Annotated in this window: 29 protein-coding genes and 2 pseudogenes; 15 read left to right on the forward strand and 16 right to left on the reverse strand. The window is 41.8% G+C overall.

All coding sequences use genetic code 11. From position 1 onward, the window contains the following. Nucleotides 1–145 precede the first annotated feature (145 nt). The 4 genes and pseudogenes from N0824_RS19950 to N0824_RS19965 all read left to right on the forward strand — a co-directional run. Nucleotides 146–664 (forward strand): annotated as a pseudogene (locus N0824_RS19950) (4-Cys prefix domain-containing protein); the annotation flags it as partial. 92 nt (nucleotides 665–756) lie between these two features. After that, nucleotides 757–1,774, forward strand: a pseudogene (locus N0824_RS19955) (IS4 family transposase). Between the two features lie 3 nt (nucleotides 1,775–1,777). Continuing rightward, nucleotides 1,778–2,215, forward strand: a complete 438-nt coding sequence (locus tag N0824_RS19960; protein ID WP_233256493.1) for an ARC6/PARC6 family protein — start codon at nucleotides 1,778–1,780, stop codon at nucleotides 2,213–2,215. Beyond that, on the forward strand, nucleotides 2,106–2,537 hold the full coding sequence (locus N0824_RS19965) for a hypothetical protein (RefSeq protein WP_233256494.1): 432 nt from the start codon (nucleotides 2,106–2,108) through the stop codon (nucleotides 2,535–2,537). Before N0824_RS19960 ends, N0824_RS19965 begins: the two co-directional genes overlap by 110 nt. Nucleotides 2,538–2,742: 205 nt before the next feature. On the opposite strand, the gene N0824_RS21115 is transcribed toward N0824_RS19965, so the two are convergent. The 5 genes from N0824_RS21115 to N0824_RS19985 form a co-directional block, all read right to left on the reverse strand. Beyond that, entirely contained in the window at nucleotides 2,743–2,895 is a 153-nt protein-coding gene (locus tag N0824_RS21115; RefSeq protein ID WP_002759543.1) for a hypothetical protein, read from the reverse strand. After that, entirely contained in the window at nucleotides 2,882–3,760 is an 879-nt protein-coding gene (locus tag N0824_RS19970; protein WP_108938008.1) for an NAD(P)-dependent oxidoreductase, read from the reverse strand. Before N0824_RS19970 ends, N0824_RS21115 begins: the two co-directional genes overlap by 14 nt. 3 nt (nucleotides 3,761–3,763) lie before the next feature. Beyond that, entirely contained in the window at nucleotides 3,764–4,072 is a 309-nt protein-coding gene (locus N0824_RS19975) for a hypothetical protein (RefSeq protein ID WP_108938009.1), read from the reverse strand. A 75-nt stretch (nucleotides 4,073–4,147) separates the two neighbouring features. Continuing rightward, nucleotides 4,148–5,209, reverse strand: coding sequence for an ABC transporter permease (locus N0824_RS19980; RefSeq protein WP_108938010.1), 1,062 nt, complete (start codon nucleotides 5,207–5,209; stop codon nucleotides 4,148–4,150). Between the two features lie 10 nt (nucleotides 5,210–5,219). Beyond that, a complete protein-coding gene (locus N0824_RS19985; RefSeq protein ID WP_008197822.1) occupies nucleotides 5,220–5,738 on the reverse strand; it encodes an adenine phosphoribosyltransferase in 519 nt (172 codons plus the stop codon). A 98-nt stretch (nucleotides 5,739–5,836) separates the two neighbouring features. Between N0824_RS19985 and N0824_RS19990 the strand changes: the two genes are divergently transcribed. Continuing rightward, on the forward strand, nucleotides 5,837–6,463 hold the full coding sequence (locus tag N0824_RS19990; protein ID WP_108938011.1) for a DUF3038 domain-containing protein: 627 nt from the start codon (nucleotides 5,837–5,839) through the stop codon (nucleotides 6,461–6,463). 2 nt (nucleotides 6,464–6,465) lie between these two features. Then, nucleotides 6,466–7,119 carry a DUF4335 domain-containing protein gene (locus N0824_RS19995; RefSeq protein WP_108938012.1) on the forward strand — a complete coding sequence of 218 codons (654 nt, stop codon included), beginning with the start codon at nucleotides 6,466–6,468 and terminating at the stop codon, nucleotides 7,117–7,119. 10 nt (nucleotides 7,120–7,129) lie between these two features. Here N0824_RS19995 and N0824_RS20000 read toward each other — a convergent pair whose 3' ends face one another. After that, on the reverse strand, nucleotides 7,130–7,483 hold the full coding sequence (locus N0824_RS20000) for a HigA family addiction module antitoxin (RefSeq protein WP_051048454.1): 354 nt from the start codon (nucleotides 7,481–7,483) through the stop codon (nucleotides 7,130–7,132). A 15-nt stretch (nucleotides 7,484–7,498) separates the two neighbouring features. Beyond that, complete coding sequence (locus N0824_RS20005; protein ID WP_012266764.1) at nucleotides 7,499–7,783, reverse strand: type II toxin-antitoxin system RelE/ParE family toxin; 285 nt, start codon at nucleotides 7,781–7,783, stop codon at nucleotides 7,499–7,501. 224 nt (nucleotides 7,784–8,007) lie between these two features. Between N0824_RS20005 and speD the strand changes: the two genes are divergently transcribed. From speD to N0824_RS20020, 3 genes are all read left to right on the forward strand, one after another. Beyond that, nucleotides 8,008–8,415, forward strand: coding sequence for an adenosylmethionine decarboxylase (speD, locus tag N0824_RS20010; protein ID WP_002781248.1), 408 nt, complete (start codon nucleotides 8,008–8,010; stop codon nucleotides 8,413–8,415). 59 nt (nucleotides 8,416–8,474) lie between these two features. Then, nucleotides 8,475–8,780 (forward strand): DUF6464 family protein, encoded by a 306-nt coding sequence (locus N0824_RS20015; RefSeq protein WP_108938013.1) that lies wholly within the window; start codon nucleotides 8,475–8,477, stop codon nucleotides 8,778–8,780. A 78-nt stretch (nucleotides 8,781–8,858) separates the two neighbouring features. Continuing rightward, nucleotides 8,859–9,371, forward strand: a complete 513-nt coding sequence (locus N0824_RS20020) for a L,D-transpeptidase (RefSeq protein WP_108938014.1) — start codon at nucleotides 8,859–8,861, stop codon at nucleotides 9,369–9,371. Here N0824_RS20020 and N0824_RS20025 read toward each other — a convergent pair. From N0824_RS20025 to N0824_RS20040, 3 genes are all read right to left on the reverse strand, one after another. Then, nucleotides 9,333–9,983 (reverse strand): TIGR04282 family arsenosugar biosynthesis glycosyltransferase, encoded by a 651-nt coding sequence (locus tag N0824_RS20025; protein ID WP_108938015.1) that lies wholly within the window; start codon nucleotides 9,981–9,983, stop codon nucleotides 9,333–9,335. The genes N0824_RS20020 and N0824_RS20025 overlap by 39 nt on opposite strands. 221 nt (nucleotides 9,984–10,204) lie before the next feature. Then, nucleotides 10,205–12,727 carry an ABC transporter substrate-binding protein gene (locus tag N0824_RS20030; protein ID WP_233256495.1) on the reverse strand — a complete coding sequence of 841 codons (2,523 nt, stop codon included), beginning with the start codon at nucleotides 12,725–12,727 and terminating at the stop codon, nucleotides 10,205–10,207. Nucleotides 12,728–13,214: 487 nt separating this feature from the next. Continuing rightward, entirely contained in the window at nucleotides 13,215–13,940 is a 726-nt protein-coding gene (locus tag N0824_RS20040; RefSeq protein ID WP_108938016.1) for a GDSL-type esterase/lipase family protein, read from the reverse strand. A 225-nt stretch (nucleotides 13,941–14,165) separates the two neighbouring features. On the opposite strand from N0824_RS20040, the gene N0824_RS20045 reads away from it, so the two are divergent. The 5 genes from N0824_RS20045 to N0824_RS20065 all read left to right on the forward strand — a co-directional run bounded on the left by N0824_RS20045 (nucleotide 14,166) and on the right by N0824_RS20065 (nucleotide 19,485). Continuing rightward, nucleotides 14,166–15,059: a methylenetetrahydrofolate reductase gene (locus N0824_RS20045; RefSeq protein ID WP_108938017.1), complete on the forward strand. Its 894-nt coding sequence runs from the start codon at nucleotides 14,166–14,168 to the stop codon at nucleotides 15,057–15,059. A gap of 119 nt (nucleotides 15,060–15,178) precedes the next feature. After that, nucleotides 15,179–15,487 (forward strand): hypothetical protein, encoded by a 309-nt coding sequence (locus tag N0824_RS20050; RefSeq protein WP_002759516.1) that lies wholly within the window; start codon nucleotides 15,179–15,181, stop codon nucleotides 15,485–15,487. A 22-nt stretch (nucleotides 15,488–15,509) separates the two neighbouring features. Further along, on the forward strand, nucleotides 15,510–15,995 hold the full coding sequence (locus tag N0824_RS20055) for a GNAT family N-acetyltransferase (protein ID WP_108938018.1): 486 nt from the start codon (nucleotides 15,510–15,512) through the stop codon (nucleotides 15,993–15,995). Between the two features lie 92 nt (nucleotides 15,996–16,087). Beyond that, a complete protein-coding gene (gene clpB, locus N0824_RS20060) occupies nucleotides 16,088–18,748 on the forward strand; it encodes an ATP-dependent chaperone ClpB (protein ID WP_108938019.1) in 2,661 nt (886 codons plus the stop codon). Between the two features lie 485 nt (nucleotides 18,749–19,233). After that, entirely contained in the window at nucleotides 19,234–19,485 is a 252-nt protein-coding gene (locus N0824_RS20065; RefSeq protein WP_108938020.1) for a hypothetical protein, read from the forward strand. Nucleotides 19,486–19,569: 84 nt separating this feature from the next. On the opposite strand, the gene N0824_RS20070 is transcribed toward N0824_RS20065, so the two are convergent. The 3 genes from N0824_RS20070 to psbA form a co-directional block, all read right to left on the reverse strand. Continuing rightward, nucleotides 19,570–20,298 (reverse strand): choice-of-anchor R domain-containing protein, encoded by a 729-nt coding sequence (locus N0824_RS20070; protein ID WP_108938021.1) that lies wholly within the window; start codon nucleotides 20,296–20,298, stop codon nucleotides 19,570–19,572. Nucleotides 20,299–21,594: 1,296 nt separating this feature from the next. Further along, complete coding sequence (locus N0824_RS20075; RefSeq protein WP_233256496.1) at nucleotides 21,595–22,071, reverse strand: helix-turn-helix domain-containing protein; 477 nt, start codon at nucleotides 22,069–22,071, stop codon at nucleotides 21,595–21,597. 267 nt (nucleotides 22,072–22,338) lie between these two features. Continuing rightward, nucleotides 22,339–23,421, reverse strand: a complete 1,083-nt coding sequence (gene psbA / locus N0824_RS20080; RefSeq protein ID WP_002731626.1) for a photosystem II q(b) protein — start codon at nucleotides 23,419–23,421, stop codon at nucleotides 22,339–22,341. Nucleotides 23,422–23,695: 274 nt separating this feature from the next. On the opposite strand from psbA, the gene msrB reads away from it, so the two are divergent. Next, complete coding sequence (gene msrB, locus N0824_RS20085; RefSeq protein ID WP_108938022.1) at nucleotides 23,696–24,112, forward strand: peptide-methionine (R)-S-oxide reductase MsrB; 417 nt, start codon at nucleotides 23,696–23,698, stop codon at nucleotides 24,110–24,112. 53 nt (nucleotides 24,113–24,165) lie between these two features. Here msrB and N0824_RS20090 read toward each other — a convergent pair whose 3' ends face one another. The 3 genes from N0824_RS20090 to N0824_RS20100 all read right to left on the reverse strand — a co-directional run bounded on the left by N0824_RS20090 (nucleotide 24,166) and on the right by N0824_RS20100 (nucleotide 26,023). Continuing rightward, nucleotides 24,166–24,369, reverse strand: coding sequence for a phycobilisome linker polypeptide (locus N0824_RS20090; protein WP_002739162.1), 204 nt, complete (start codon nucleotides 24,367–24,369; stop codon nucleotides 24,166–24,168). A 603-nt stretch (nucleotides 24,370–24,972) separates the two neighbouring features. After that, the gene (gene apcB / locus N0824_RS20095; protein ID WP_002738786.1) at nucleotides 24,973–25,458 is read right to left on the reverse strand and encodes an allophycocyanin subunit beta; all 486 of its coding nucleotides are present in this window, start codon (nucleotides 25,456–25,458) and stop codon (nucleotides 24,973–24,975) included. Between the two features lie 79 nt (nucleotides 25,459–25,537). Then, complete coding sequence (locus N0824_RS20100) at nucleotides 25,538–26,023, reverse strand: allophycocyanin subunit alpha (protein ID WP_002739012.1); 486 nt, start codon at nucleotides 26,021–26,023, stop codon at nucleotides 25,538–25,540. Between the last annotated feature and the right edge of the window lie 263 nt (nucleotides 26,024–26,286).

Consider the following 26,286-nt stretch of genomic DNA (forward strand, 5'->3'; position numbering starts at 1 on the left):
ATCAGATGCCCCCCTTATTAAGGGGGGATCGAACCTAAAATCCATTTTTAATTTAATTATAACCAGCTACTTATGATAAAATGCTGTCAAGGTCAGGGAGGGAAAACTTGCAATTATTCACCCGATAAAATAACTGATAGCCGAGATGAAACCCTGTTACTGCATTAATCCCGATTGTTCTCAACCAGACCATCCGAGCAATAATAACTCGAATACTCGTTACTGTCAAAGTTGCGGCTCTCAATTGTTGTTAAATGGTCAATATAGGGTAAGTCGGTTATTGAGTGATACGACCGGTTTTGGCATTGTTTATGAGGCTTTTGAAGGTTTTACAGCCAAAATACTCAAGGTCTTACAAGAAAAATGGAATAATGACCCGAAGGCAGTGGAATTATTTAAACGGGAATATGACGTTTTATTAGAGTTAAGTCGTCAAAATGTTACTGGTGTTCCTCGAACAGATGCCTATTTTCAATATTCCACAAGGGAAGGGAAAATATTACAATGTTTAGTTATGGAAAAAGTGGAGGGGATTAATTTAGAACAGTGGCTAAACCAGTATGATAAATTAAATCAAAAACGAGCCTTAAAATGGCTGAGAGAAATTACTTTAATTCTCTATAAAATTCATCAACAGAATTGGCCGCATCGAGATATTAAACCCCAGAAGTGTTGAACGTGGAAAAAAGTCGTACAAAATTTGATATTATAGACAAGAAAACAAAGTAAATAGACACCAATAAATGTGAATAAGCCATGCTAACAATTTTCCCAAAACTAATGAAATAGCTTCTCAAGCCACTCCCCAAAAATGACTATCCCGCATTAAGTACATTTACTTTTGTGTCCTGTTGGATAGGTTTTGTGCTAGATAAAAGTATCGTCAGCATGAGAGACTTAAGCGCACGCCTGAAAATGCAAGGAATTAATGTCAATACGTCAACGTTTTCTAAGGCGAGTAAAATCCGAGAGACAGAACCATTTGAGAAAATCATCAATAAATTAAATAAAAGTTTAGTAAACAAAAAAGGAAAAGAAGCAGCTCAAGCTTTATTTCCAATTGACTCGACAATAATCTCACTGACAAGTAAACTGTTGTGGACAAAAGGATGGCATCAAGTAAAATTATTTTGTGGAATAAATAGTATCACCACAGAAGTGGGGGGGATTGTGATCAATTTTGGTCAAGGACATGACTCTAAAGAAGGGAAAAAAACTATAGAAGAAATTCCTGTAAATGGAGTTGGGGTAATGGACAGAGGCTTTTCTTCTAATGAAAGAATCAGAAAATTATTAGAGAAAAAAGACAAGCACTTTGTTTTAAGGGTAAAAAATGATATGAAGCTAGAAATGCTGGAAAATGGTCAGAGCAAGCTAGGAGCAGAAAAAAGAGAAGTAGAGGTAAGAATCGTTGAGTTTTGTGATCTAGAAAGTCAAAGTGAATTTCGGATAGCGACGGACTTACCCTGAGAAGGAGAAGGGGGGGGTAAGTAATGAGGAAATTGCCGAAATGTATCGACAAAGATGGCAAATAGAACTTCTTTGGAAGTTCTTAAAAATGCACCTCAAGCTTGACCGTTTAATCACAAAAAACGAGAGAGGAATTCGGATACAAATTTATAGCTGTATCATCGCTTATTTAATTTTGCAGCTAATAGATATTGAAGAAGTATTTGGCAAAAGCTTATTAGATAAATTGCGCTATTTACAGAGTTTTATGTGTCAACATATCAGCTATGTACACTGGTTTAGGAAAATTGTCTATTCAATCTGAAAAATGGCGTTCTGGGGTTGTCATGTTCTTAAATGTAAAGTTTTGTTACGAGATTCAACATTTCTGGTTAAACGTTGGTATGAAGTTAAAAGACAGGCTTTCGGTTCTTCTTTTGACGACAGCTTAGTCAAGCAATACGCCACCGGAGAACTTTATTCTAATGCCTTAGAAAAATGTAATGATGGAATTTGTGGGGGGACAGTGGGTTGGCTGCGCTCTAAAGGCTGTTATTATACTTATGATTTTTCCAATATTAATCAGATAGTCTCTTTTGATCCTTCAGGTTCTTCACCTTCAATAACAGTCAATGTAACGGAACAACTTACACTCCATGGTCCCAGAAGTGCCGGATGTGGAACCCCAACCCAGACTTATCAAAAAAATGTTACCTATTGGTTTAAAAAAGAGAGTGGAAATTGGAAAATTTCCAATCGAAATTGAGCAAAAACAAGCCATTTCGCCAGCTTATAGCCAAGCGATTACACAATTAATTAAACGAGATTTACATCCTCAAGCGTGGAAAGAAAAACCTTTTAATCCTATCCAAGACTTTTTAGGTCAATCTCTCCCCGTTAAAACTCAATTTTATGCTAAGATGGGCTGGACATTTAATAATCGAAATGATGCGGCTATTATCGTCAGTCCTGATAACAAAGCTCATTATATTTTAGTTGTCTTTGGAGATGAAAAAAAATTTTATCAAGATAAAGAGTTTTTCCCAATTATTTCACGACAAGTTTATAACCAAATGCTTAAAAAATGACTTAATAAAAGACTAAAATAGGAGAGAATTTGCGAAAATAAGCAGGTAAATACGCCAATTAAATTGCAAAGGGTAATTCAAATGATTCTGGTTCTGATGGAGTTGCAGCCGAGATTCTATACATCTGTACTGAATAAAAAAAGTGCAGGACTTTTAGGATATTTTACCTTTTTCCTATCGGCATTTCAGGCTTTTTCAGCATACCCTACTTAACTTTTCGTAATCCTTTAGAAAGATAGGCAACGAAAAAAGCTAACACTCCTGTCATCCCTACCTCAAAATAATTGGCCATGAGAATAGCGGTAAAAAAAAGGAGCAAGATAATTAATATAGTCCGCTTTTGTTCAGATAATTTCATCTCTAATTGCCTCTAATTCGCTTTTAATACTTAATGGTTGATAACCTAAAGAAAAAGCAAGAGAACTATCAAGAGAAACATCCTGGGGACGGGGCGCACTCATGGGAACATCTGACTGTAAACAGGGTTTTATTTGTTCTCTGGGAATGTTAAAAACTGCCGCCATTAGTAACCCAAATTGATAACGAGAAACTCTTTCTTTACCCCCCAGATGAATAATCCCTTGTACTTTTTCTAATGCCAAAAGTAAACCATTCACCGCACTATTAACCCCAACAGCCGTCCGATATTCATCAGTAAATAGAGATAATTCTTTTCCCTCTTGGAGGGTTTTTAAAAAGGGTTGCAGAAAACTATTAGCGCTGGGAGAAGGGGAACCAAACATCAAAGGCATTCGACAAATAGCTGCCCGAGGATATATTGCTAAAATGCCCTTTTCTGCCGCTACTTTTTGCTCACCATAGACACTCACGGGAGAAACAGGATCATTTTCGGAATAGGGGGCATTTTTACCATCAAAAACTAAATCGGTAGAGGTAAAAACTAGCGGTATTTGATATTGACTACACAAACGGGCAATTTCTAGAGAAGCTGTCAGATTAATTGCCTCGGATGCTTGGGGAAATTCTTGACAGAGATTCGGTTTTGATTGGGCAGCCCCATGAATTACCGCGTCCGGTTTAATCTGTTGAAAAAGTTCTTTAACTGCGGCTAAGTCTGTTAAATTAATTTTAATTAAATTTGGGTCATTACTATTGACATTGTGATTAAGGTATGTACCGAAACTTGCCCAAGATGAGCGAGTTTTTTGGTAAATATGCCAACCTAAAAAACCACTAACTCCAGTGATTAACAGCGTTTTCATAGTTTAGAGATTAAATCCTTTTTCGTAGGCTAAAAACTGCACTTGTGGTTCCAAGGGTTCATTAACTAAACCAATTCCTGCAAATCCCCATCGCTGCATCAGTCCCTTTAATTGTGTTCCTGAGAGAGTTTCCACAGAAAAATTATTGGCTAAATCCTGAGCATGGGTATTGATATAACTTAAAGCATCGTAGGATTCTTTAAACAGAAGCAGATAACTGGCCGGAGTTTCGCTTTCACCTTTTCTCAGACGCGCCACTAGGTATTGTCCGTCTTGTTTTGACCTGAGTAAATAATGTGTAGTTGCTAACATAGTTTATTAAGTGAAAAGTGAAAAGGAAAAGAGGGGTTGGGTAGTGGGAAATTTAGCTGAAATTTCCCTATCACCCTACTTTAAATCCTCCAATTTAATCCTAGGATCTACAGCTTTGAGAAGTAAATCAGCCAGAAGATTACCGATAATCAACATAGTAGCCCCCATCATTAAACTGCCCATAACTAAATATAAATCTTTAGCCGTCACAGCTTGCAGAATTAAACGACCTAATCCGGGCCAGTTAAAGAAAAATTCGGCGATAAATGCCCCACTTAGCAAACTAGAAAATTCAAAGCCCAAAAGAGTTATCAGGGGATTAATAGCATTGCGTAAAGCGTGGACATAGATAACTTTATTTTCCGGTAAACCTTTCGCCCTGGCGGTTTGAATATAATCCTGTCGCAGAACATCTAATAATTGTCCCCGCATCAATCTTTGTAATCCAGCAAAACTGGTAACTGTCAGGGCAATAGTTGGTAAAATCATGTGCCAAGCGATATCTAAAACTTTACCGATAGGGGAATATTCCGAATAGTTAATACTGGTCATATCACCCACCGGTAAAAGCGGCGAGACATTTTGGGCGAGAATTAGCAGTAAAAGGGCAGTGATAAAACTGGGGAAACCTTGACCAAGATAACTGATAACTCGAAAAAATTTATCGATAAATTGGTTTTGTTTGACGGCGCTGAGAATGCCCAAGGGAATCGCAATCGCCCAGGTTAAAATGATGGAAGTCAAAGACATTAATAACGTCGCTGGAATTCTCTCTAATAATAGGGAAGACACGGGACGAAAATAGGTAAAACTCAGACCAAAATTAAACTGAGTTACCACTTGCCACAACCATTTAAAATACTGGACAATCGCCGCGTCTTTTAAACCAAAAAGGGCAATATATTGTTCTTTAGTTTCCTGACTAATCTTGGGATTAAGGTCAAGCAAAGCCAGAAAACCGCCTGGGGTTAATTGGATAATAGCGAAACTCAAAGCCGAGGCCAACAACAGAGTTAATAAACCCTGGAGAACACGCTTGACAATATATAAAAAAGTTTCGCTAGTTAGGAGAGATTGTAACCCATTAGCACTCGATCGAGCGGTCGCAGCCTTATAATTATCATCAGTCGCCGTCATAGAAAAAAACCTAATAATCGATGAGGGTAATAATCGGTAAATCGGGTAATTTTTCCCGACCACCGAGGTCGATTAACTCGATGATAAAAGCAAATCCTAACACCTCACAACCAATTTTTTCTAATAAATCGGCCGTCGCTTTCGCCGTCCCTCCCGTCGCGATTAAATCATCGACAATTAAGACTTTGTGATGGGCAGCCACCGCATCTTGGTGAATTTCCAGGCTATCGCTTCCGTATTCCAAATCATACTCGATACTATGGACGGCGGCGGGTAATTTGCCCGGTTTCCGGACAGGAATAAATCCCGCTTCTAATTGGTATGCTAAAGGAACACCAAAGAGAAAACCCCTGGATTCCATACCGACAATGTAATCGGGGGATAAACCGTAATCGCGACACTTTGCCGTTAGGGTATCGATCGTGTAACGTAATCCTTGGGGATGATTGAGTAGGGTAGTAATATCGCGGAAGACAATACCCGGTTTGGGAAAGTCGGGAATATCGCGAATCAATGATTTCAGATCCATTCGGTTTCCGTGTCTCGTAAAATGGGGGACAGCTATCTATACAATACAATTTACAATACCCTGACTCGATCGCCCTTGTGTTTTAGTTCTCCTATATCATGACCCCTACTAGCCTAACGCCCGAATCTACAACATCAGCCCCAGAAAAACCGTTTATTTTAAGCGTTTTACCCGATTTTCCGATTGCCAGTCAGCAATGCGCCCTACATCTCCAACAGCATATCGATTTAATGCTGTTAGCGTTGGAATCCTTAGAAGTCGGTGCCGGGGAAGCCCTGTTAGCCCTCTCTAAAGAACTAGGACTCGATAAAATTGTCAAAAACCGGATTATTTTCTGGCGCTTACGCTGTACTAATCCCTGGCGAATTTCCTACACCCTCGACCGTCTCACCCTTGACCAAGCCAAAGCTTTAGTTATCATTGCTAGTTATCGGGCCAAACCTCTAGCTATATCCATCCGACAATTACTGTTAGCGCGGCAACAGATGGAATCAAAGGGTTTACCCGTGGATAATAATTTTCTTTTATCAGAATACCTAGAAAGATTTCGCTCCAATTTTCGCAGTCGCATGAACCCCCGGCGGGCCAAAGTATCGGTTTATCTTGCCGATGAAAATGCTTTAAATGAACTGGCTTTATCCCTCCTCGATCGGTTATTATTTTGTACTGGTACCACGGGAATGCAGCGGTTTTGGATTAGTTTATTTGATGGGGAGATCGTGTAAAAATGAGAAGACAGTATAGCTTGCCCAATTGTACCCTGATTCTCGATGGTTTCGGCGATGATTTCGCCCCGGCTAACCCCGGGGATAGCCGACCTTTACTCTCAATTTTGACTAACGTGGAATGTCGGTTAGTCGGGGCCAATAAAGTCCTGCAAGGTGGTCGGGTTTTCTTGGAAAATTTGGTCCAAGCGGTCAGTCAGTATGCCCAAGAATTTTTGAGTGGTGTTCGTCATCCCCAAGACCCCGTCCAGGAACCAGATCATGTGTACCTAGAAAAGATTGGACAGAATCTCCATCGTCTGGTCTGGTATCCATCAACGGACTTGAATATCCCAGAAAGTCCGGTCAAGATAGAAATCAGTACCGTGCAGTTATTCGATTTAATAGAAGCGATTGACCAATTTTTTGCCGATACTCGCACTTTACCTGACCTAACCCTGAAATTACAGCCAGTTTCCCGTCGCTACCATAAGGTGAATGAATCGGCGGCCAGTCGGACAGTACCTTTTTTGGCGGGATTAGGCAGTCTTGTCGCTTGCGCCCTACTTTTCTATCTGTTACCCGTCCCCCAAGTCCGTAAACCCGAAAATCCCCCCATTCCCGCCGCTTCTCCCAGTCCTACCGTCCCCACTAATCCCGTCCCCCCTCCTAGATAAAATTAGTCCCCTAAGCTACATCTATAAATGGAGTGATGGGAATGTGCTTATAAACTTCGGCATTCTTTGCCTGAGCTTGACGGAGATCGTAGTCTGTTTGAAGATTCAGCCAAAACTGAGGACTGTTACCGAAATATCGTGACAGACGCAAAGCTGTATCCGCAGTGATACTACGCTTACCCGCTAAAATCTCACCGATACGAGTTTGAGCTACGCTTAAATCTTTGCTCAGTCTGTAGGGGGTAATATTGAGCGGTTCCAGAAAATCTAACTTGAGGATTTCACCAGGATGGATATTTGGCAAACGGTGGAACTGAGCTTTTACATTGAGCCTGTCGAAATGTGTCGAAGTGTTGCTGTTCATTGCATTTAGCTAATTTTAGTGGTAGTCCACTATCTCTACCTGATCAGCATTGCCTTCATCAGTCCAAATGAAGCAAATTCTCCATTGGTCATTAATACGGATGCTGTACTGGCCCTGACGATCGCCCTGCAACTTCTCCAACCGATTACCCGGTGGGACACGCAGATCATTGATCGATAACGCCGCTGCAAGGATTAGCAGTTTTCGTAGAGCGACCGATTGAATATCAGGGGGATAGTGACGAGACTGAAACCCCTCGAAAATGAGCTTAGTCTCTTCGGACTTGAATTTGACGATCATAACTGATCACTGATTAACTGATGATCAAATCCTAACGCCTAACGATACTATTGTCAAGCAGAAGTAAGCACCACACCCCACAGCCCACACCCCACACCCCACACTGTCTCAGTTTTTTAGAAAAAGTAACCGAGAAAAACCAGATCTTTTTTGCACAAGTTAGAAAAATTGTGTTATGCTGGTAATTCTGTGAAGGTTTTTCGATAGGGAGTATTGAAAAAAAAATGACCAAACTGGGAACCCATTTGATTGTCGATGCTTGGCAAGTACCTGCTGACCTCCTCAACGATCCCGAGCGCATTCGTCGCGCTATCCTCGATGGAATTACGGCAGGAGAAGCAACGCTGATCGATTTGTGTGTCCACCAGTTCAGTCCCCACGGAGTTACCGCGACGGCGACTTTAGCTGAATCTCATATCGCGATCCACACCTGGCCTGAACACGGCTATTTCGCCGCCGATTTATTCTTCTGTGGTGCCGGTAAACCCGTGGTTGCCATGGAAATTTTGACCAAATCCCTGCAAGCAGGTGAGATTAAAGTGCGGGAACTAACCAGAGGATTCCCCGGTCCTGCGGCAGTTTATGAAAGCAAAAAGGAAGAACCCCTTAAGTCTTCCCTGGTTATGGCCTAATTTCTAGCGCCGGCCTCAATAATAAGTTAGCAGCACTGGCAATCGCCTAAACTGAAATCGTGATCAGGATAACCTTAGTTTTTATCCTCGCCCTCTTTCCCTCTCTCGTTAGTCTCTGGTTGATTAACCGATCCCAACAGAGATTAAGCAACCGTTTGAGAGGTATTCGCTATCGTCACGAATACAGCCCGGTGATGGCCAGTGATTTTTTGTCAATCCCTCTAGAGACAGAAAATAAACCGGCCTTGATCGGTGATCTTAGTTGTCGTTTTAATGCCTATTCCCCCCATTTGCGTTGTGCGGTTAATCCCACAGGTCCCTGTGAAGGTTGTCGGCAGTACGAAGCTAAAACTGGCACAGTGTAAGCGGCTTGAGCTTCCAAACAGTTCCCTATTTGCTATCCTTAAAAATTATCGCTATCGCAATTGAGGAGTGTGGGAATAATGGCGTTCAAACGAAATTTGACCCTCTTAATCATCGGATTAGGATTAACTTGTTTACCCGTATATCCGGCCCAAGCTAACCAAATCAGCACCGTCACCCCGAATACGGCAGCCAATCAAACTCTCGCTACCCATCTGGTCTTAAAACTGAAAGAGAGAAAAGTTTACGTTTATCAAGATAGTAAAGTTTTAGCCCAATTTACCGTCGCCGTCGGCAAAAAAGGCTGGGAAACCCCCACCGGTAAATTTGAGGTGCGGGAATTAGTTCGCAATCCCGTCTGGAAAAGTCCCTGGACAGGCAAAGTCAGCGCTCCCGGTCCCAATAGTCCCCTAGGGGAAAGATGGATCGGTTTTTGGAGTGACGGCAAAAATTCCATCGGTTTTCATGGCACCCCCGCAGAAAATTCCCTCGGTAGCGCCGCTTCCCATGGTTGTGTGCGGATGCGGAATCGGGATGTAAAAGTGTTGTTTGATTTAGTCCGCATGGGAACCCCTGTCATCGTTCAACCTTAATTCCGGCAGGTATTTTTTTAAGATGGGCAGGTCTTCCGGGCGATCAATATCGGCTAATTTAGGCAGATAAGCGGTTTTTAAAGCCAGTTTAGCGGCGATTGTCTGAGTTTTTGCCAAGACTTCCCCCGTCCCCCAGGGAATACCGTCAAAAAGCTCTGGAAAGACCTGTTTTAAAGCAATTAGGTAGTATCCCCCATCTAACGCTGGCCCTAAAACCATATCGTGGGTTTTTAGGGCTTCAAAGGCTGCTAAAATCTCTTTTTCCCCGATTTCTGGGCAATCTGTGCCAATAATAGCGATCGCTGTCATCCCTTGAGCAAAACCATCGGCAAAGGCATTTTGCATCTTTTCTCCTAAGTCTTTTCCCCGTTGAGAATGATAGGAATAATGCACACCTAACCAAGTACGCATTTTTTCCTCGCTGCCGCCATGATAGTAAATGATCAGGGAGAGAAAACTCCTCAAACCCGCTAATTTACTGAGAGTATATTCGGCCAGTTTGCGGTGCAATTCTTCGGCTCCCTCGGCTGCCAAAGCTGGAATCATACGGGTTTTTACTTTCCCCAATTCCGGATAACGGGTAAAAATAATCAGTTGTTGTCTCCAGTCCACGAGTAATTGCGACGATGATATTAATTATTAGTTTTAGCCTACTGTTAATAGGAGGCAAGAAAACCAATAAAACGGGCTTTATTGGCTTAGTATAGATTATTGTAAGTGGGTGGGTGGAATTAAATATAAGATGAACGTAGGTACGATGTCGGCGATCGCTTTATTGAGTCGAAACCTTTTTCCTAGCGGCATTTCAGACTTTTTCAGCCAACCCTGATTAGCTAGGGACTAGGTTTTTTGGGTGAGTTTAAACAGGATAAACCGGCATCTTTAGCAGTAGGATACTTGATTGGGACAAAAGCAAAATCTGAACTTAGTGTCCGACACTCCACAATGTGAACAAATTCTACGGAGGGATCTTGGGGATCGCCATTTTCATCCAACTTCTTGCGATCGCCATTTTGATCGAATTGAATTGTCCCAGTTGCACCTTTAGTGACAAGAAAATCAGGAGACTTTAAATGTTCACGGATATTAATTCGTGTGGGAGTATTTGCCTTTTCTAGAGCTTTTGTTAGAGCAAGAGTTGCATCATAGGATAGGGCCGTTATTGCATTAACAGAAGTTGTAGTCCATAAAATTTTGGCATCCTTAAGAAAATTCTTGTTAGGACTGGTTAAAGAATCCCAAGGAACCGCAATAACAAACTTTTGAAAAGGTTGTAGGTTGTTAATTTGTTCTAAGGTACGAGAACTACGAAGTCCCCATGATCCGATAACCCAATTTTGACTATTATTAAGTTTTATAAGTCTAATTGCATCGCCTTGAGCATCGCCAATTGCTTTTGGGAATAGTACAAGCCCTATTGTTTCTGTTATTTTTTCTTCTTTCTGTCGTCGTAACTCTTGGATGGCTTCTTCTGCCTTAAAATTATTTCCGAGATCAAATTCATCTAATTTTACTACAGTTCCAGAGAATGGAGGGCGTGTAAAAATAGTTTTAAAACTATTAAAAAAAGATTCACTAAATGGACTTCCTTCACTATAAAAGCCCACCACTTTTTTAATAGACTTTTCTTGCAAAAATTTTGCAATGGCAGGAGATTGTTGATCGCTGGAAAAAACAGTTCGCAGGAAATTTTTTCTGGGGTATTTAGTAAGCTCGCTAGTCGTTGATCCGGGAGAAATCAAAACTAAATCATTGTCCTTATAAATATCCACCGTTGCCACAGTCATTTCACTGGGATAGTGACCAACAACCCCTAAAATTTCAGGACGCTGGGAAAGAGATGATGCTGTCTTTTGGGCTATTAATTCGTCATTTTCATCATTAGTAATGACAACTTTTAATCCCTTACCATTAATCGCTTTTTTGTTGATAAAATCTTGATCTGGAAAATACTTGAGGAATGGATCATTGTCATTTAAAATTCCTAGATTAATTTTTGTTTGTAATTGTGCTACTCCTCGTAACATTTCTTTTGCTCGACTATCACCATCATCATCATTAAAGTCACTTTGATTTTTGGGAATACTAACAGCAACAGCAATCGTGTAATATGGCATTTTATTGGCTTCTAGTAAAGCATTGTTTAAGTAAATTAATGTTTCTGCATCTAGCCTATCCTCTCGCCATGCGTCCTTAAATCTTAACAGGGCTTTTTGATAATCACACTGTGCAAAATATTCTGTACCTTTCTTCTTGTTAAACGATTGAGAGTAATTAAGAACTTCTTCTCCTTCACTAATAAAGTCTCCCGTTTGTTTTGGACAATTATCAGGGCGATAAATGGCAAATAAACTTACAACTGCTATTGATGCTATTCCTATGCTAACTGGCAGATTTAATTTGAAATTTTGGGGCTTTAAAGTTTTTATAAAATGCAAAATTTTTTCCATTAAAGAAGCTTTCACTTTTTTCTCAATGAACTGAATATCCTCATCCCTGAGTCCATAGATAATTTGCAGTTTCTTTAAACTCTCTCTATCTCTGCTGCTCAATGGAGTATGATTAGCAGCAGCTATTATTTTCCGAAACGCATTCCTATATTTCTTAATATTGTCTCGTCGCCGTAGCAGTGGGTTAAGAACTTCTGTTTCAATCGTTCTGGCTTCATCTGGTGAGAGATTTAATTGATCTATTGTTGCATCCAAAACTGCCCTATCTGCAGCAGAAAAGTCTTCCTCCTTAAAACAATAATCTTTAATATCCTCATCATTCCACTTTTTAATAATATCCTCAACTATTTTACGATACTTAAATTTAGGATCATTAGCAGCAAGAGGATATCTGGCCAAATAAATAGTATCATCTCCTTCAAGAGAAAGATAAAATTTGGGAGTCATTGCTGGGGCAGGGGCAGCTTCCTTTACTCGTTCGCTGGCATACTCATGCAATTCATTAACAGAAATTAATTGATCACCATCCTGATCTGCTGCACCAGTTTCAATTCCTTCAACTAGATATTTTGTATAGATGGACAAACCGTTATCTTCCGACTCAAAAGAATATTCAATCGGACTAGAAGAGGTTAAAATCGCCCTTCCTTTACCTCCTAATTCCTCTTGAATGTTAAGTTCCCCTTTGATTGGCATTCCCTGAACCAATGCTCCGCTAAAACAGCAGTCGAGAATAATTATCTGCCTTTTGGAATGACTATCTGTGATGTACTCTTGAAGTTTAGTTGCCGCGAAAGCTTTTGCAAGAGAAAAATTTCCATTCTGATCACGCCCAGTTTCTCTTGTACTTAGAAAAAATCTAGCATTTTGAGCTTTAAGTCCATGCCCAGAAAAATATAAAAGCACCAAATCATCTCGCTGTCGATTAGCAAATAAATCCTCAATAGATACTCATCTATTTCTTTAGTATGTAACTAATATAGCGTTTCTGATTCACAAGAGGTACATTCCCGATCCTGAACAGCTTAATCAGCAAAGGTTTAAGTGTGCCACACAGATGCGAGAACCGCTATAATAAACAATTGAGATACAATCATAAAATTATGATTAATGAAAGAGAAAATCTAGTTTATCTTAGTTAAGGTAGTTTTTGGGAAATGACGATCAAATATAGTCTGGGAAAATTAACTTTTGATTCAGCTTTTCGAGAATTGATTGAGTCACAAATTCAGAGCAATGATTGGCAAATTTTGCCCCTTAATTTACTACATTTTGAACGAGTAGCGCAATTGCCTGTTCAGCATTGTAGTAGATATGTAGGGGGTAAGTTCGCTTATATTACCGGATCTTCTCGTTTCTGTAGCGCCGCTAGAACCACTGAGAACAGAGGACATCACTTTTCTGCAATTCCTGTAAACGGTTGAATAAAACCATCCACACCGACAAAGGAGGTGAGGGGCGACCAGTTTAAAATATCCTCTAAAATTGATTGATAGCCCTGGACATTGGGATGAAGTCCATCTTCCATTAATCTTTCTTGACACCACAGATCACCCCGGTCCATCCAGAGATCAAATAAATCGAGATAGGGAATATTTTGCTCTAGACAAGCTTGTTTAGTGGTTTCCTTAAAACTATACTGATCGCGATGGTTGAAGTAAAAACAATCTAAAAAGGGCATTTTCCGCTCATCCACGGGAATCATACCTATAAACAAAACCGGGCAAAGAGAACGGGCCCGGCCGAGTAAATGTTCGATTTGAGTTTGAAAAAGATCGTGATCGGTATAAGTACGACCATCGGGCCGGCCTAAACGGGCTGTATCATTAACACCGACGGAGAGAAGAATCAGGTCAGGAAGACGATTGCGAATTTCCCCCCTGAGACGAAATTCTTGTTCTAAACGTTCGGACACTTGTACTACTCGATCGCCGCGAATCCCCAAATTATACAGGGCATGACCGGCACTTTCCATCCACAAACGACGTAGGCGCTCGGCCCAACCGCCACCCACGGGGTCGCCATAGCCGTAAACAAGGCTATCTCCTAAAGCGACGATTTTGAGGGGATGGGTCATGATTGCGTCTTTGTCTTTAGTAGGAGGAGGAAGAGTTTGCATGATCGCTCGATCGAATCGGTTATCCTTTACACTTGTAAACGAATTTGGTTAAACTGTCCGTGTATTATACTACATTAGAAATTTTTTCCTGCCAGTTAACTTATCTGATATCAGCCAGGTGCTGGCACTGACCAGTATAAAGCAGCCCGATGATCATTCCTTGCCTCCGAGTCATTTCCGGGCTAAATCTACTATAGAATTTATGGTTAAAACCTAGATAACTCGATGACTACTCGTTTACAACGCGCGGTTCAAGACCGAGAATTTTTGATTACAGCCGAGATTACTCCCCCGAAAGGTGGTAATGCCAGTCATATGCTAGAAATGGCCCTCTGGCTAAAAAATCGTGTTCATGCGGCTAATATCACCGATGGCAGTCGCGCCGTAGTGCGAATGTCCTCTCTGGCTGCCTCCGCTATTCTCTATCAACACGACATCGAACCCATCTGTCAAATGGCCTGTCGCGATCGCAATGTGATCGGATTACAAGCAGATCTCATGGGCGCTCATGCTTTGGGATTGAGAAATATACTAGCTTTAACTGGAGATCCCGTCAAAGCAGGAGATCATCCCCAAGCTAGGGCAGTTTTTGACCTAGAATCGGTACGTTTGTTAAAATTAATCGATAAATTAAATAAAGGTTTTGACTTTAACGATAAATCTTTACCGGATGGACCCCTAGAACTTTTTGCTGGGGCTGCCGTCGATGTGCAGTCAAAAAGTAGGTCCGGTCTTCAAAGCCGTTTTGAGCGTAAAATCGAAGCGGGAGCGCAGTTTTTTCAAAGTCAATTGGTTACTGATTTCGAGTGCCTTGATAAGTTTATGCAAGAGGTGGCCTCGCTGGCCGATAAACCGATTCTAGCTGGAATTTTTCTGTTAAAATCAGCTAAAAATGCCGTGTTTTTAAATAAAAATGTGCCAGGGGTACAAATTCCCGACCAGATCATTCAAAGACTCGCCGACGCACCCCATCCCCTCGAAGAAGGCATCAAAATCGCCGCCGAACAAATAAAATTAGCCCAGCAGTTATGTCAAGGTGTCCACATCATGGCGATTAAACGAGAGGATTTAGTCCCGAAAATTCTCGATATGGCTGGCATCCCGCCAATACATAACTAAGATGAAAAGTCAATAGTTTTTATAAAAAATTAACTTTCATTTTGACTAGCGGTCTTTTGACAACAATTCTACCCCTAACCTAGGATGGGAAGGCTCAAAGCATCTTCGGGATTAAAAGCATGGATTCCAATCTAGGTCAAGAAAAAGAGAATAGTTGTGGTAATTCCGGGCGAAAATGGTTGTCGATCGGTATTGCTCCCACTGGTATAATTTCTATTGGCATTGTTCCCATGGGCGTTATTTCCATCGGTATTGTTCCTATGGGAATAGTTTCCATTGGAACCGTGGCCATGGGGACAATTGCGGCCGGTTTTGTGTCCATGGGACTTTTCAGTATTGGTAGCGTTGGGATGGGATTAAATAACGGCCATTTTTCCAATCTTAATTCTCCCCCGGCTGAATCTCCCCATAAACATCATCAGCATTAAAATCAAGATTTGACTAGCAATCATGAATTATTCCATCCGTGCTGCCGTTGCTACCGATGTCAAGGCTATTTTTGACCTAATTGCTGCCTTAGCAGCCTATGAAAAACTTAGCCATTTAGTAACGGGAAATAGCCAAGCTTTAGGGGAGCATTTATTCGGAGAAAAACCCTACATCGAAGCATTGGTGGCGGAAGTAGGGGGTAGAATAGTCGGTTTTGCTCTATTTTTTGCTAACTATTCCACCTTTCTCACTAAACCGGGGATTTATCTGGAAGATATCTTCGTTTTACCCGATTATCGCAGTCAAGGTATCGGAAAAGCTTTACTAATGGCTGTGGCTAAAATTGCCGTCGCTAGGGATGCAGGACGTTTAGAATGGAGTGTCTTAGATTGGAATCAACCGGCGATCGATTTTTATGAAAAAATGGGAGCTAGGGTCTTAAACGAGTGGCAAATTTGTCGCCTCACCGGGACCGCTTTAACCCAATTGGGTAATATCGATCAATAATTCAGCCTCTTTCTCGATCCTAGAACTTTGTGATCGATCGAGACTCCTTGCTATACTATACCTCTGACACTGGCTTTCCTCATTGGTGCAGAATGCAACCCACAGACTCGAATAAATTTACCGAACAAGCTTGGGATTCGATTGTTAAATCGCAAGAAATTGCGCGACGCTTTAAAAATCAGACCTTAGAGGTGGAACACGTTATTATTGCCCTCCTAGAGCAGAATAACGGTCTAGCCACCCGGATTTTACAAAAAGCTAATATAGAAATTCCCCGACTGCAACAACAGCTAGAAGTCTTCACCAACCGACAGCCGAAAGTGGCCATCGTCGATCAATTATACTTAGGTCGTGGTCTTGATCTGCTGCTCGATCGAGCGGAAGCATCCCGGGAAAGTTGGCAAGATAAATTTATCTCCGTTGAACATCTTCTCGTCGGTTTTGCCGAAGATGAAAGGGTTGGCCGGAAATGTTTACGCACTTTCAATCTTGACCCCCAAGATTTAGAATTAGCCATCAAAGCGATTCGCGGTACTCAAAAGGTTACTGAACCCAATCAAGAGGAAAAATACGAAGCTTTAGATAAATATGGCCGGGATTTAACAGCAGCGGCCAAAGAAGGTAAATTAGACCCGGTTATCGGTCGTGATGAAGAAATTCGACGGGTGGTACAAGTCCTCTCGCGACGGTCAAAAAATAACCCGGTTTTAATCGGTGAACCGGGGGTAGGAAAAACCGCTATTGCGGAAGGATTGGCCCAAAGGATTGTTAACGGAGATGTTCCCGAATCTTTGAAAAATCGTCAGTTAATTTCCCTCGATATGGGAAGTTTAATCGCCGGGGCAAAATATCGAGGCGAATTTGAGGAAAGATTGCGGTCAGTCATGAAAGAAGTTACCCAATCAGAAGGGCGAATTATTCTCTTTATCGATGAACTACATACCGTTGTCGGTGCGGGTTCTAGGGAAGGGGGCTCGATGGATGCGGGCAACCTATTAAAACCTATGTTAGCTCGGGGAGAATTGCGCTGTATTGGGGCGACAACTTTAGATGAATATCGCAATCATATTGAAAAAGACCCCGCTTTAGAAAGACGTTTTCAACAGGTTTATATTAAGGAACCTTCCGTGGAGGATACTATCTCGATTCTCCGGGGTTTAAAAGAACGTTATGAGGTGCATCATGGGGTGACAATTACTGATTCGGCCCTAGTGGCAGCAGCTACCTTATCCCATCGTTATATTAGCGATCGCTTTTTACCGGATAAAGCGATCGATTTAGTCGATGAAGCGGCGGCAAAATTAGAGGTAGAAAGTACCACTAAACCCGCCGATTTGGAAATGATAGATCGTCGCTTAATGCAGTTACAGATGGAAAAATTCTCCTTAGAAAAAGAGGAGAAAAAAGATCGAGCTTTTCAAGATCGTTTAGAAAAAATTGTCGAAGAAATTGAGGAATTAGAAAGTAAACAAAAGCCCCTCGCTGACCAATGGCAAACGGAAAAACATATCGCCGAGGAAATTAAATTATTGCGAGAGGAAGAAGAACAATTGCGCCTACAGGTGGAACAGGCGGAACGGGCTTATGATCTCAATAAAGCGGCCCAATTAAAGTATGGCAAACTAGAAATTTTACAAGGGGAATTAGAAGTAAAAGAAAAAGAACTAGAAACTATTCAAGCGGCAGGTTCTACCCTGTTAAGACAACAGGTAACTGATGCCGATATCGCCGAAATAGTCGCCCGTTGGACGGGAATTCCCGTCAATCGTTTAATGGAATCGGAACGACAAAAATTATTAGAATTAGAGTCTCATTTACAGAAAAAAGTTGTCGGACAAAATGAAGCGGTCACGGCAGTAGCAGCGGCGATTCGACGCGCACGCGCAGGAATGAAAGATCCCTCCCGTCCGATTGGTTCATTTCTATTTATGGGACCCACAGGAGTGGGTAAAACCGAGTTAGCGCGGGCCTTGGCGGGGTTACTGTTCGACTCCGAGGAAGCCATGGTTCGCATCGATATGTCGGAATACATGGAAAAACACGCGGTTTCGCGGTTAATCGGCGCTCCTCCGGGTTATGTGGGTTACGAGGAAGGGGGACAACTATCGGAAGCGGTGCGTCGTCGTCCCTATTCTGTGGTTTTATTGGATGAAGTGGAAAAGGCCCATCGGGATGTTTTTAACATTTTATTACAAGTGCTTGACGATGGGCGCATTACCGACTCTCAGGGGCGGGTGGTGGATTTTCGGAATACGATTATCGTCATGACCAGTAATATTGGCAGTGACCATATTTTAAATGTTTCCGAAGATGCCGATTATGAGGAGATGCGGAAACGGGTTTTAACAGCTTTGCGGAGTCATTTTCGTCCCGAATTTTTGAATCGTATCGACGATTTAATTATTTTCCATACCCTGAAAAAAGAAGAATTGCGTTATATTGTTCGTCTGCAATTACAGCGTCTGGAAAGATTATTAGCAGAACAAAAAATCAATCTAGAATTAACTGCGGCAGCAGAAGACCATATCGTTACTGTTGGTTACGATCCCACCTACGGGGCGCGACCTTTAAAACGCGCTATCCAACGGGAGTTAGAGAATCCTTTAGCCACAAAAATTCTCGAACAAGCTTTTATGGAAGGGGATACGGTGGTAATTGATTGTCTGGATGAGGTGTTGAGTTTTAGCAAAAAGGAGCTAGAAAAGGAAGGGCAAACATTAGAATTAGCTGTGGTTAACCTCAGTTCGGATTAAAACCAGACAGGGGATATATTCCCCCTCTGAGTTTACTGTAAAAGCCAAAAATGTCCGAAAAGAATTCCTATTTTTCCCTTGAGCGGTTAGTCTGGTAACATCCAGCCAGAAGAAAAATTTCCTCAAGTTTTTTTATTCCTGAACTTATCACATACATACATATCTGCTGCAATAGCTAAAAACCCTTATCCGTCAATGTATAGACCCATTAACTTCTCTTAATGTACTCATGTTTATTGTAATATTTCTCAATAGAAAGGGATGAAGCCTATTTGCTAAAATGGTAGTCATACTAAATCCGTTGAGTAACGCACAGAAAACGGGTTTCTTGGAGAAACCCGTTTTCTACTCATGCACTCATGCAAAAAGGGGAATAAATAATCAGTATTTAATAACCAGATTTAGTATCATGTATATAGAAAAAGTTTTTAACCGTAATTCCCCCCACCGTTCTTTTCCCAGAATTCTACCGATAAGGAGATTAGGTGGCACTCGCGGCGGCTGGATTTCCCGAAGCTTATGGCACACTTGTCACAGAAAGTCGAGAAGAGCCAAAATTTTCTCGTTGGTTCAATAAGAAAAAACACACCGCTAACACTTCGAGACGGGAAAACTTGCTTGAGAAAGACTTTTTCTTAATCGAAAAATTAGCGGTACTTTGTTTTCATTTACAGAAGTTAATCGCGATTATTGATAAATCTCCATATCACGATAATGTCAAGAAAATTCATCAATGAAAATCAGGGAATCGTTAGGATATACCCTCGTTTGCTGAGACATCGAAGACCGATGACGGAAAGATGTTTCCATTCAGCTAATTTCTAAGCACGATTAGAGAGTTTTTTCATCCTAGAGGCTAACCCCAATCCTCCTAATCCTAACAAGGCAACAGCGGAACCCGGTTCAGGAATATTAGTGGGGGGAGTAGGAGGAGTGTTTTCTGTCCCGTTAACACTGAATTGAAAAGGCCCAGTAGGATTTATCCAAGAAGAATTCCAACTAGTCCCTTGATTGGCACTAAACATAGACGTATCGCCAATTGACCAACCAGCCGCCCCTGTTTCTGCAGGAGAGTTAGTATTACCCCAAAGATATGTGTCAGTAGTAACGCTTGATCGAGCAACTAACCAGTAATTAGTATTAGAGGCTAATTGTTGCGAATTAGTAAGCGTAAAAGTGTACTGAGCAGAAGAACCTGGATTAATAGTAGGAACATTAAAACTGACACCAGATATCTCAGTGCCTGGTTGTCCACTTGCGTTGTCATAAAGTTTAAGCGACAACAAACCGGGATCAACCGAAGTACCTGGCTCTAGTGCGAACCAAAGAGTGACCGAGTTAAGAGTATAACCATAACTGCCATTGCCAGTTTTAAAACTAGAACCAAGCCAGTTATCATTTTTTACGCGGTATCCGCTATTTGTTGTAGTTGTGTTAGGTAGGTTGCTAACGAGGGTGGTGGCAGAAGCTTGTTGTCCTAAGCCCAAGGAAAGAAGGATAGCAAGGCTACCCCCGCCCATTTTCGCCAAAATTTGCTGGTTTTTGGTCATTTTTCAAACTCTAAGGTTAAAAAGGATAAAGTTGACTCGATTGATGGCCTATCTTTTGAGGGCTGCCTCAGAAGATAATCCTCGCAATAACTTAGCACAGATTTCTAGCTTCCGGGAAGGTAAATCGGCAAAATTTATACGCACTGATACAAAATCAGTACCTAAGCAAAATTAATTACACATCTAAGCAGTCAGCCGTCAGCTGTTTGATGTGAGCAAACAGAGAACTAAAAACTCAAATCCGATCCCTGATAGCTGTCTCGGAGTCTCGGAGTCTCGGAGTCTCGACTAGGAAATTAATTTTGCACGACTACTTAAGGCTTTTATCATATAACCCACTTTCCGCACTTCTTAACATTCACTTGATAATTTTTAGTAATATATTGCTGACAACCCTTTACCAGTAAGGATTATAGCTACAATGATGGATTTTTATCAAGGTGAAGAATTGTAAAATTTTTTCTCAGAAAAAATCAATTATAGCGGTTTTCAGTCTAATAAGGTGTAGTAAATACCTTGATAGATGGCAGGGTAAGCGCATCTTAACAATCCTTGACAAAATGAACTTTATGTGAGTTGCTTACCCACGATTCAAGAATATTTGAGTGGAATTTGCCATCTCAATTGTTAAGCAAAAATCGACTAAATGTTAAGATTTCACAACTATTCTGATTGACTGGTATCACCTGAAATGCCCATGCGGATCACACAATTGGCCAATTGTCAATAGCGTTTGAGATGCTCTCACCCTGTGATAGATCTCACCGTTCGCTCATTTCTCGAACTGAAAATTTGATAAATTGTCTCAAATGCAGTCTAGCAAACGCATTGAGCGTTCTACTCGAATACTTATTAGTACAAAAAGACCATTTGGAAGTTAACGAATTGATCAGGGTTTGAGCGAGTCAATTGGCGATCGCATTCTCGGCACTTTTCTGCTTACCTTATTCGCTAAAAAGCATACAGGATAAAGGGTGAGGGAACAATGAGATAGATAGGCGTTTCAGCGTTTCAATCGGGACTAACTTCTGTGAAAACCGCTATATTGAAAATGTTCTCAATAGTAGTTTCTACAATGAAGGTTTTTCGTCAAAACATCTTGGGGAATGTAAAAATTTATAAAAGTATATGAAGATGTGCGGAATGTCGGATATAAGCACCCAGACTTTTATAATAATCGGTTTTAAGCCGATTCGATGTTCTGCAAATAATCAGAACTATACCTGATAATTAGGAAATTTATCTCTTAATTATTAGGCTTTTACTGGTAAATTCTGCTTAATTTTTTTAATTCAATTAGTTATTATTTTTATGTTTTACCCAGGGTTCTTGACAAGAATATCTGAACTTTTTTAAGTAATCCCATCCCCTTTGATTCCAAACTTTTTCTCGTCCAGTTTCCTTTTCTATCCATCTAGCCACTTTAGGACCAGTCCATATCCCACCATCGGCAGGAAGTTTTTTCAGTTCTTCTTTTAATTTTTGCCATTGTTCTTCCTTCAATAGCGGTTCTTTTCCTCTCCGATGTTCGTGACTCTTTTTCTTGAGATTTTTAACTCCTTCTTCTCCTAACTCATTATATCTTTTGAGAATTTTAAAACTATATTGATAATCTAATCCGACGGCTACTGCCGCATTTTTTATTGTCCATCCTAAAGATATTTTCCACAACAAGTGCCATCTTCTTGTTTCCACCGAATCTTGACTTGCTCTGTATCTATCTTTCAGTTCCTCTGAACTTAGATGTTTAGCTAAGTACGCTTTTTTGGGCATTTTATTTCCTCGTCTTTACTCACCCTATTATAACGGGATTTACTATAACTCTTAATGAAAATCTGTCGGTTTTAATCATAACAAAAACTTCATCTATTAACCTTCTGTAGTCGCTCTTGTCCTTTGGGTTAAAGATTCATCTGAACTACACAGCAATTTTATCGAGTCAAATAAACCCATATTTTCGTTAAAAAAGGAAAATATAAGTATAGTCAAACAACAAAAAAGCACCCCCTCGCGGGAGTGCCTTTTCGTTCAGACTAGGAATTAACCATTGATAGCAGGAGCGGTCAGAGCTACAGGAGCCTGTTCACCACTAGCTAAGTCTAAGGGGAAGTTGTGAGCGTTGCGCTCGTGCATTACTTCCATACCGATACCAGCGCGGTTTAACACATCGGCCCAAGTACCGATTACACGACCTTGAGAATCGAGAATCGACTGGTTGAAGTTGAAACCGTTGAGGTTAAACGCCATGGTGCTAACACCCATTGCCGTAAACCAGATACCGATTACCGGCCAAGCACCTAAGAAGAAGTGCAGAGAGCGGCTATTGTTGAAAGAAGCGTATTGGAAGATTAAACGTCCGAAGTAACCGTGAGCGGCAACGATATTGTAGGTTTCTTCCTCTTGACCGAATTTGTAACCGTAGTTCTGAGATTCGATTTCAGTGGTTTCACGCACTAAGGAAGAAGTTACTAGAGAACCGTGCATCGCGGAGAACAAGGAACCGCCGAACACACCGGCAACACCTAACATATGGAAGGGGTGCATCAGGATGTTATGTTCTGCTTGGAACACGAACATAAAGTTGAAGGTTCCAGAGATTCCTAAAGGCATACCATCAGAGAAAGAACCTTGTCCGATGGGATAGATTAAGAATACAGCAGTAGCGGCGGATACAGGTGCCGAGTAAGCCACACAGATCCAAGGACGCATTCCTAAACGGAAAGACAGTTCCCACTGACGACCGAGGTAGCAGAAGACACCTAGTAAGAAGTGGAAAATGACTAACTGGTAGGGACCACCGTTGTATAACCACTCATCTAAGGAAGCTGCTTCCCAGATGGGGTAAAAGTGGAGTCCAATCGCGTTGGAAGAAGGAACAACTGCACCGGAGATGATGTTGTTTCCGTAGAGTAGAGAACCAGCTACAGGCTCGCGGATACCGTCGATATCTACAGGAGGAGCGGCGATAAAGGCGATGATGAAGCAGGTGGTGGCGGTGAGCAGGGTGGGGATCATGATCACACCGAACCAGCCGACATAAAGACGGTTGTTGGTGCTGGTGATCCACTGGCAGAACTGCTCCCACAGGGAAGCGCTTTCGCGCTGTTGTAGAGTGGTGGTCATTGGTTTATGATTCCTATTAAGTTATCGAGGTACGATTGATTGATGATGTCTCTATCTTAGAGAGTTTGTATCGGTTTGTAAAGGGGTTTGACAAAAGTATTTCTTGTTGAAAATATAAGTTCAGCTTATGCTAAGTTTATAGGGTTTCCTGACCAAGTTTTCCTTTTTGGGAGTCCGTCAACAGAAGCCGATGCCAAATCAGGTCATACTTCATGTTTATGAAAAAACCTAGATCTCGAACTCAGGTTAGACTAAAAAGAGAAATTTAATCATAATGGCGGTTGTCATGACTATGGTAGAAAAAGTTCGTAAAACCGAGGCGGAATGGCGGGCCCAGCTAACTCCCGAACAGTTCCAAGTTACCCGCAAAAAGGGAACAGAGCGGGCTTTTACGGGTAAATATCACGATAATAAAGAAAAAGGTATTTACAAATGTGTCTGCTGTGGTACGGAGTTATTTACTTCTGACAGCAAGTATGATTCGGGTACTGGTTGGCCGAGTTTCTGGACTGCTGCTAACGAGACTAATATTAAGTACGAACGAGATGTTAGTTTTTTCATGGTGCGGACAGAGATTCTTTGTGCCACCTGTGATGCTCATCTCGGTCACGTTTTTAATGATGGTCCACCCCCGACGGGAAAACGCTATTGTCTCAACTCTGCCGCTTTGCAGTTTGAAAAAAATCCCTAAAGCAAAAAGAGGTCTGGAAAGACCTCTTTTCTTTAAGTTCTAGTGGCGACCAATTACAGTAAACCTGTATTAGTTCCTGGTTTGCCAGTAGCTAACTGCACTTTGACAATTTTGCCGCCCATTTTCATGATGCGTTGTTGCTCACGAAACCAATTATCGTAGGGAACGAGTTTGGTAAAATAGGTATTTTGTAATTCCCGTTGTGTCCGAATGCGGCTTTGGCTAGGAACACAAGCGGTGATTTTGAACATCCGCATGGATTGACTTCTCCTAATCGCTGAAAAACTTGTCGCTCAAACTAACGAAGGCTTTTTCCTAAATTGACATCCTCACCGCACCGCCGTAAACGGACGGTGATTCCTCACCACGCCACCTTTTTAGGGTGGTCGCTGAATGGGGTTGACGCTTCACCGAAAAACGCTTAATTGCTTAAGTCTGACACTTTCTCCACGTCCATTTAAAGTCTCCGAATGCCCTTCGGCGACTGATTTAATTTTGGTTTATACATACCGACACAGGGTATGTTTTGCCTCTAGCATGGAGTTCCCAGCGGCCGTCAGCTTCCCCTTACTCATCGTTGACCCTGAGCGAAGCCTAAGGGTTGACCCGTTGCAGGAATTTCAACCTAGTATATTTATTCGGTCGTATCTATGATAGGGCGGGTTTTTTAGACCAGTAAGATTTTAACACAAAGGCGCCCTAAAAGGGGCGGGGTTTTCAACCCAAATTTTCGATAACAAAGGTCGGGAGTCAAGGATCAATACTAGCTCGTCAAAACCTATCTTGGACAGATTCAGCCTTTAAAGACCTAGCACTCATCCTCGGCTTCCCGAACCCTATTTTGTCCGAGTTCGTTACTTCTAGCTTAAGCCAGAGCTAATGTAGTCGAAGTAAATCCCCATTTCTTTACCCGCATCAGCACCAACTAAACTAGCGGTGACTTCTTTCATCGCTTGGATAGCTTGAACGGTGGAGGAGATGGGTACACCTAAAGAGTTGTAGGTTTCTTTCAGGCCGTTGAGAACGCGCTCGTCGAGAATAGAAGGATCTCCAGCTAACATGGCGTAGGTAGCATAACGGAGATAGTAGTCGAGGTCACGGATACAAGCGGCGTAACGACGGGTGGTGTACATATTACCACCGGGACGGGTTACGTCAGAGTATAACAGGGACTTAGCTACAGCCTCTTTAACGATACCGGCAGCGTTGGCGCTAATGACACTAGCGGCGCGCACGCGCAGTTCACCGGTGGCGAAGTAGCCTTTCAGTTTGCCGAGAGCAGAAGCGTCAAGGTATTTGCCTTGAACGTCAGCAGAGTTGATAACAGAAGTAATTGCGTCTTGCATGGTGGTTCTTCCTTGGGTTTTGCTTAATCTTAAGAGGTTTACGGGGGGTGTGTCTAGAACAATTCACAAAGGAATTATTCTACGACATAGAGCCGATCACGTAATCGAAGTAGGAAGAAGCTTCAGAAGCATCGTCAGAAGACATAAGACCAGTAGCAACTTCTTTCATTTCGCGAACGCTTTGAGCTACGGCACCGATGTCGGTTCCTAAAGATTTGTACATTTCACGCACACCGACTAAACCGATTTCTTCAATCGGGGTGACATCACCAGCAACTACTCCGTAGGTGATTAAACGTAGGTAGTAGTCCATGTCACGCAGACAGGTAGCGGTCATTTCTTCGCCGTAAGCGTTGCCACCGGGGGAAACGATGTCAGGACGTTTTTGGAATAAGCGATCGCCAGCTTGTTTGACGATGGTTTCGCGAGCGCCGGTCAGGGTTTCAGCGATGCGTAAACGAGCGGCACCACTGCCAACGAAGGCTTTAATTCTGTCTAGTTCGCCGGGGCTGAGGTAACGAGCTTCAGCATCAGCATTCACGATCGATTTCGTGACGATACTCATTGATGGATTCCTCCCAACTAAGTGAGATTAATAAACTTAATCTGACATTTTATAGCAGTTGTGGTCACTACGCTCAAGTTATCTCGTTTCCGCCTCAGCGTCTCAAGACTCCCCTAGCCTAGCGACCTAACGCAATTATTTTGCGGCATCTGGTTCACCTTCTCACTATTTTCTTAATACTTTTTAACATTTGCCCTAAGAAAGGAGCACCAGAGTGGGGAAGTGGGGAGACCACTTCGTGCGCGTTGCGGGGGGGGGTGGGA

It is taken from the genome of Microcystis sp. 0824 (assembly GCF_003112475.1).
GTDB lineage: Bacteria > Cyanobacteriota > Cyanobacteriia > Cyanobacteriales > Microcystaceae > Microcystis > Microcystis aeruginosa_C.

Excerpts from the sequence above, each read along its gene's own strand:
- N0824_RS20050 (WP_002759516.1), top strand. The coding sequence starts at position 15,179 with ATGGATTCCAATCTAGGTCAAGAAAAAGAGAATAGTTGTGGTAATTCC.
- N0824_RS19985 (WP_008197822.1), bottom strand. The coding sequence starts at position 5,738 with ATGGATCTGAAATCATTGATTCGCGATATTCCCGACTTTCCCAAACCG.
- N0824_RS19975 (WP_108938009.1), bottom strand. The coding sequence starts at position 4,072 with ATGTTAGCAACTACACATTATTTACTCAGGTCAAAACAAGACGGACAA.
- N0824_RS20075 (WP_233256496.1), bottom strand. The coding sequence starts at position 22,071 with ATGCCCAAAAAAGCGTACTTAGCTAAACATCTAAGTTCAGAGGAACTG.
- N0824_RS20100 (WP_002739012.1), bottom strand. The coding sequence starts at position 26,023 with ATGAGTATCGTCACGAAATCGATCGTGAATGCTGATGCTGAAGCTCGT.
- N0824_RS19970 (WP_108938008.1), bottom strand. The coding sequence starts at position 3,760 with ATGAAAACGCTGTTAATCACTGGAGTTAGTGGTTTTTTAGGTTGGCAT.
- msrB (WP_108938022.1), top strand. The coding sequence starts at position 23,696 with ATGGCGGTTGTCATGACTATGGTAGAAAAAGTTCGTAAAACCGAGGCG.
- N0824_RS20005 (WP_012266764.1), bottom strand. The coding sequence starts at position 7,783 with ATGATCGTCAAATTCAAGTCCGAAGAGACTAAGCTCATTTTCGAGGGG.
- clpB (WP_108938019.1), top strand. The coding sequence starts at position 16,088 with ATGCAACCCACAGACTCGAATAAATTTACCGAACAAGCTTGGGATTCG.
- N0824_RS20020 (WP_108938014.1), top strand. The coding sequence starts at position 8,859 with ATGGCGTTCAAACGAAATTTGACCCTCTTAATCATCGGATTAGGATTA.
- N0824_RS19960 (WP_233256493.1), top strand. The coding sequence starts at position 1,778 with ATGGCGTTCTGGGGTTGTCATGTTCTTAAATGTAAAGTTTTGTTACGA.
- N0824_RS20045 (WP_108938017.1), top strand. The coding sequence starts at position 14,166 with ATGACTACTCGTTTACAACGCGCGGTTCAAGACCGAGAATTTTTGATT.
- N0824_RS20040 (WP_108938016.1), bottom strand. The coding sequence starts at position 13,940 with ATGCAAACTCTTCCTCCTCCTACTAAAGACAAAGACGCAATCATGACC.
- N0824_RS20070 (WP_108938021.1), bottom strand. The coding sequence starts at position 20,298 with ATGACCAAAAACCAGCAAATTTTGGCGAAAATGGGCGGGGGTAGCCTT.
- N0824_RS19995 (WP_108938012.1), top strand. The coding sequence starts at position 6,466 with ATGAGAAGACAGTATAGCTTGCCCAATTGTACCCTGATTCTCGATGGT.
- N0824_RS20000 (WP_051048454.1), bottom strand. The coding sequence starts at position 7,483 with ATGAACAGCAACACTTCGACACATTTCGACAGGCTCAATGTAAAAGCT.
- speD (WP_002781248.1), top strand. The coding sequence starts at position 8,008 with ATGACCAAACTGGGAACCCATTTGATTGTCGATGCTTGGCAAGTACCT.
- N0824_RS19965 (WP_233256494.1), top strand. The coding sequence starts at position 2,106 with ATGGTCCCAGAAGTGCCGGATGTGGAACCCCAACCCAGACTTATCAAA.
- N0824_RS19980 (WP_108938010.1), bottom strand. The coding sequence starts at position 5,209 with ATGACGGCGACTGATGATAATTATAAGGCTGCGACCGCTCGATCGAGT.
- N0824_RS19990 (WP_108938011.1), top strand. The coding sequence starts at position 5,837 with ATGACCCCTACTAGCCTAACGCCCGAATCTACAACATCAGCCCCAGAA.
- N0824_RS21115 (WP_002759543.1), bottom strand. The coding sequence starts at position 2,895 with ATGAAATTATCTGAACAAAAGCGGACTATATTAATTATCTTGCTCCTT.
- apcB (WP_002738786.1), bottom strand. The coding sequence starts at position 25,458 with ATGCAAGACGCAATTACTTCTGTTATCAACTCTGCTGACGTTCAAGGC.
- psbA (WP_002731626.1), bottom strand. The coding sequence starts at position 23,421 with ATGACCACCACTCTACAACAGCGCGAAAGCGCTTCCCTGTGGGAGCAG.
- N0824_RS20055 (WP_108938018.1), top strand. The coding sequence starts at position 15,510 with ATGAATTATTCCATCCGTGCTGCCGTTGCTACCGATGTCAAGGCTATT.
- N0824_RS20090 (WP_002739162.1), bottom strand. The coding sequence starts at position 24,369 with ATGCGGATGTTCAAAATCACCGCTTGTGTTCCTAGCCAAAGCCGCATT.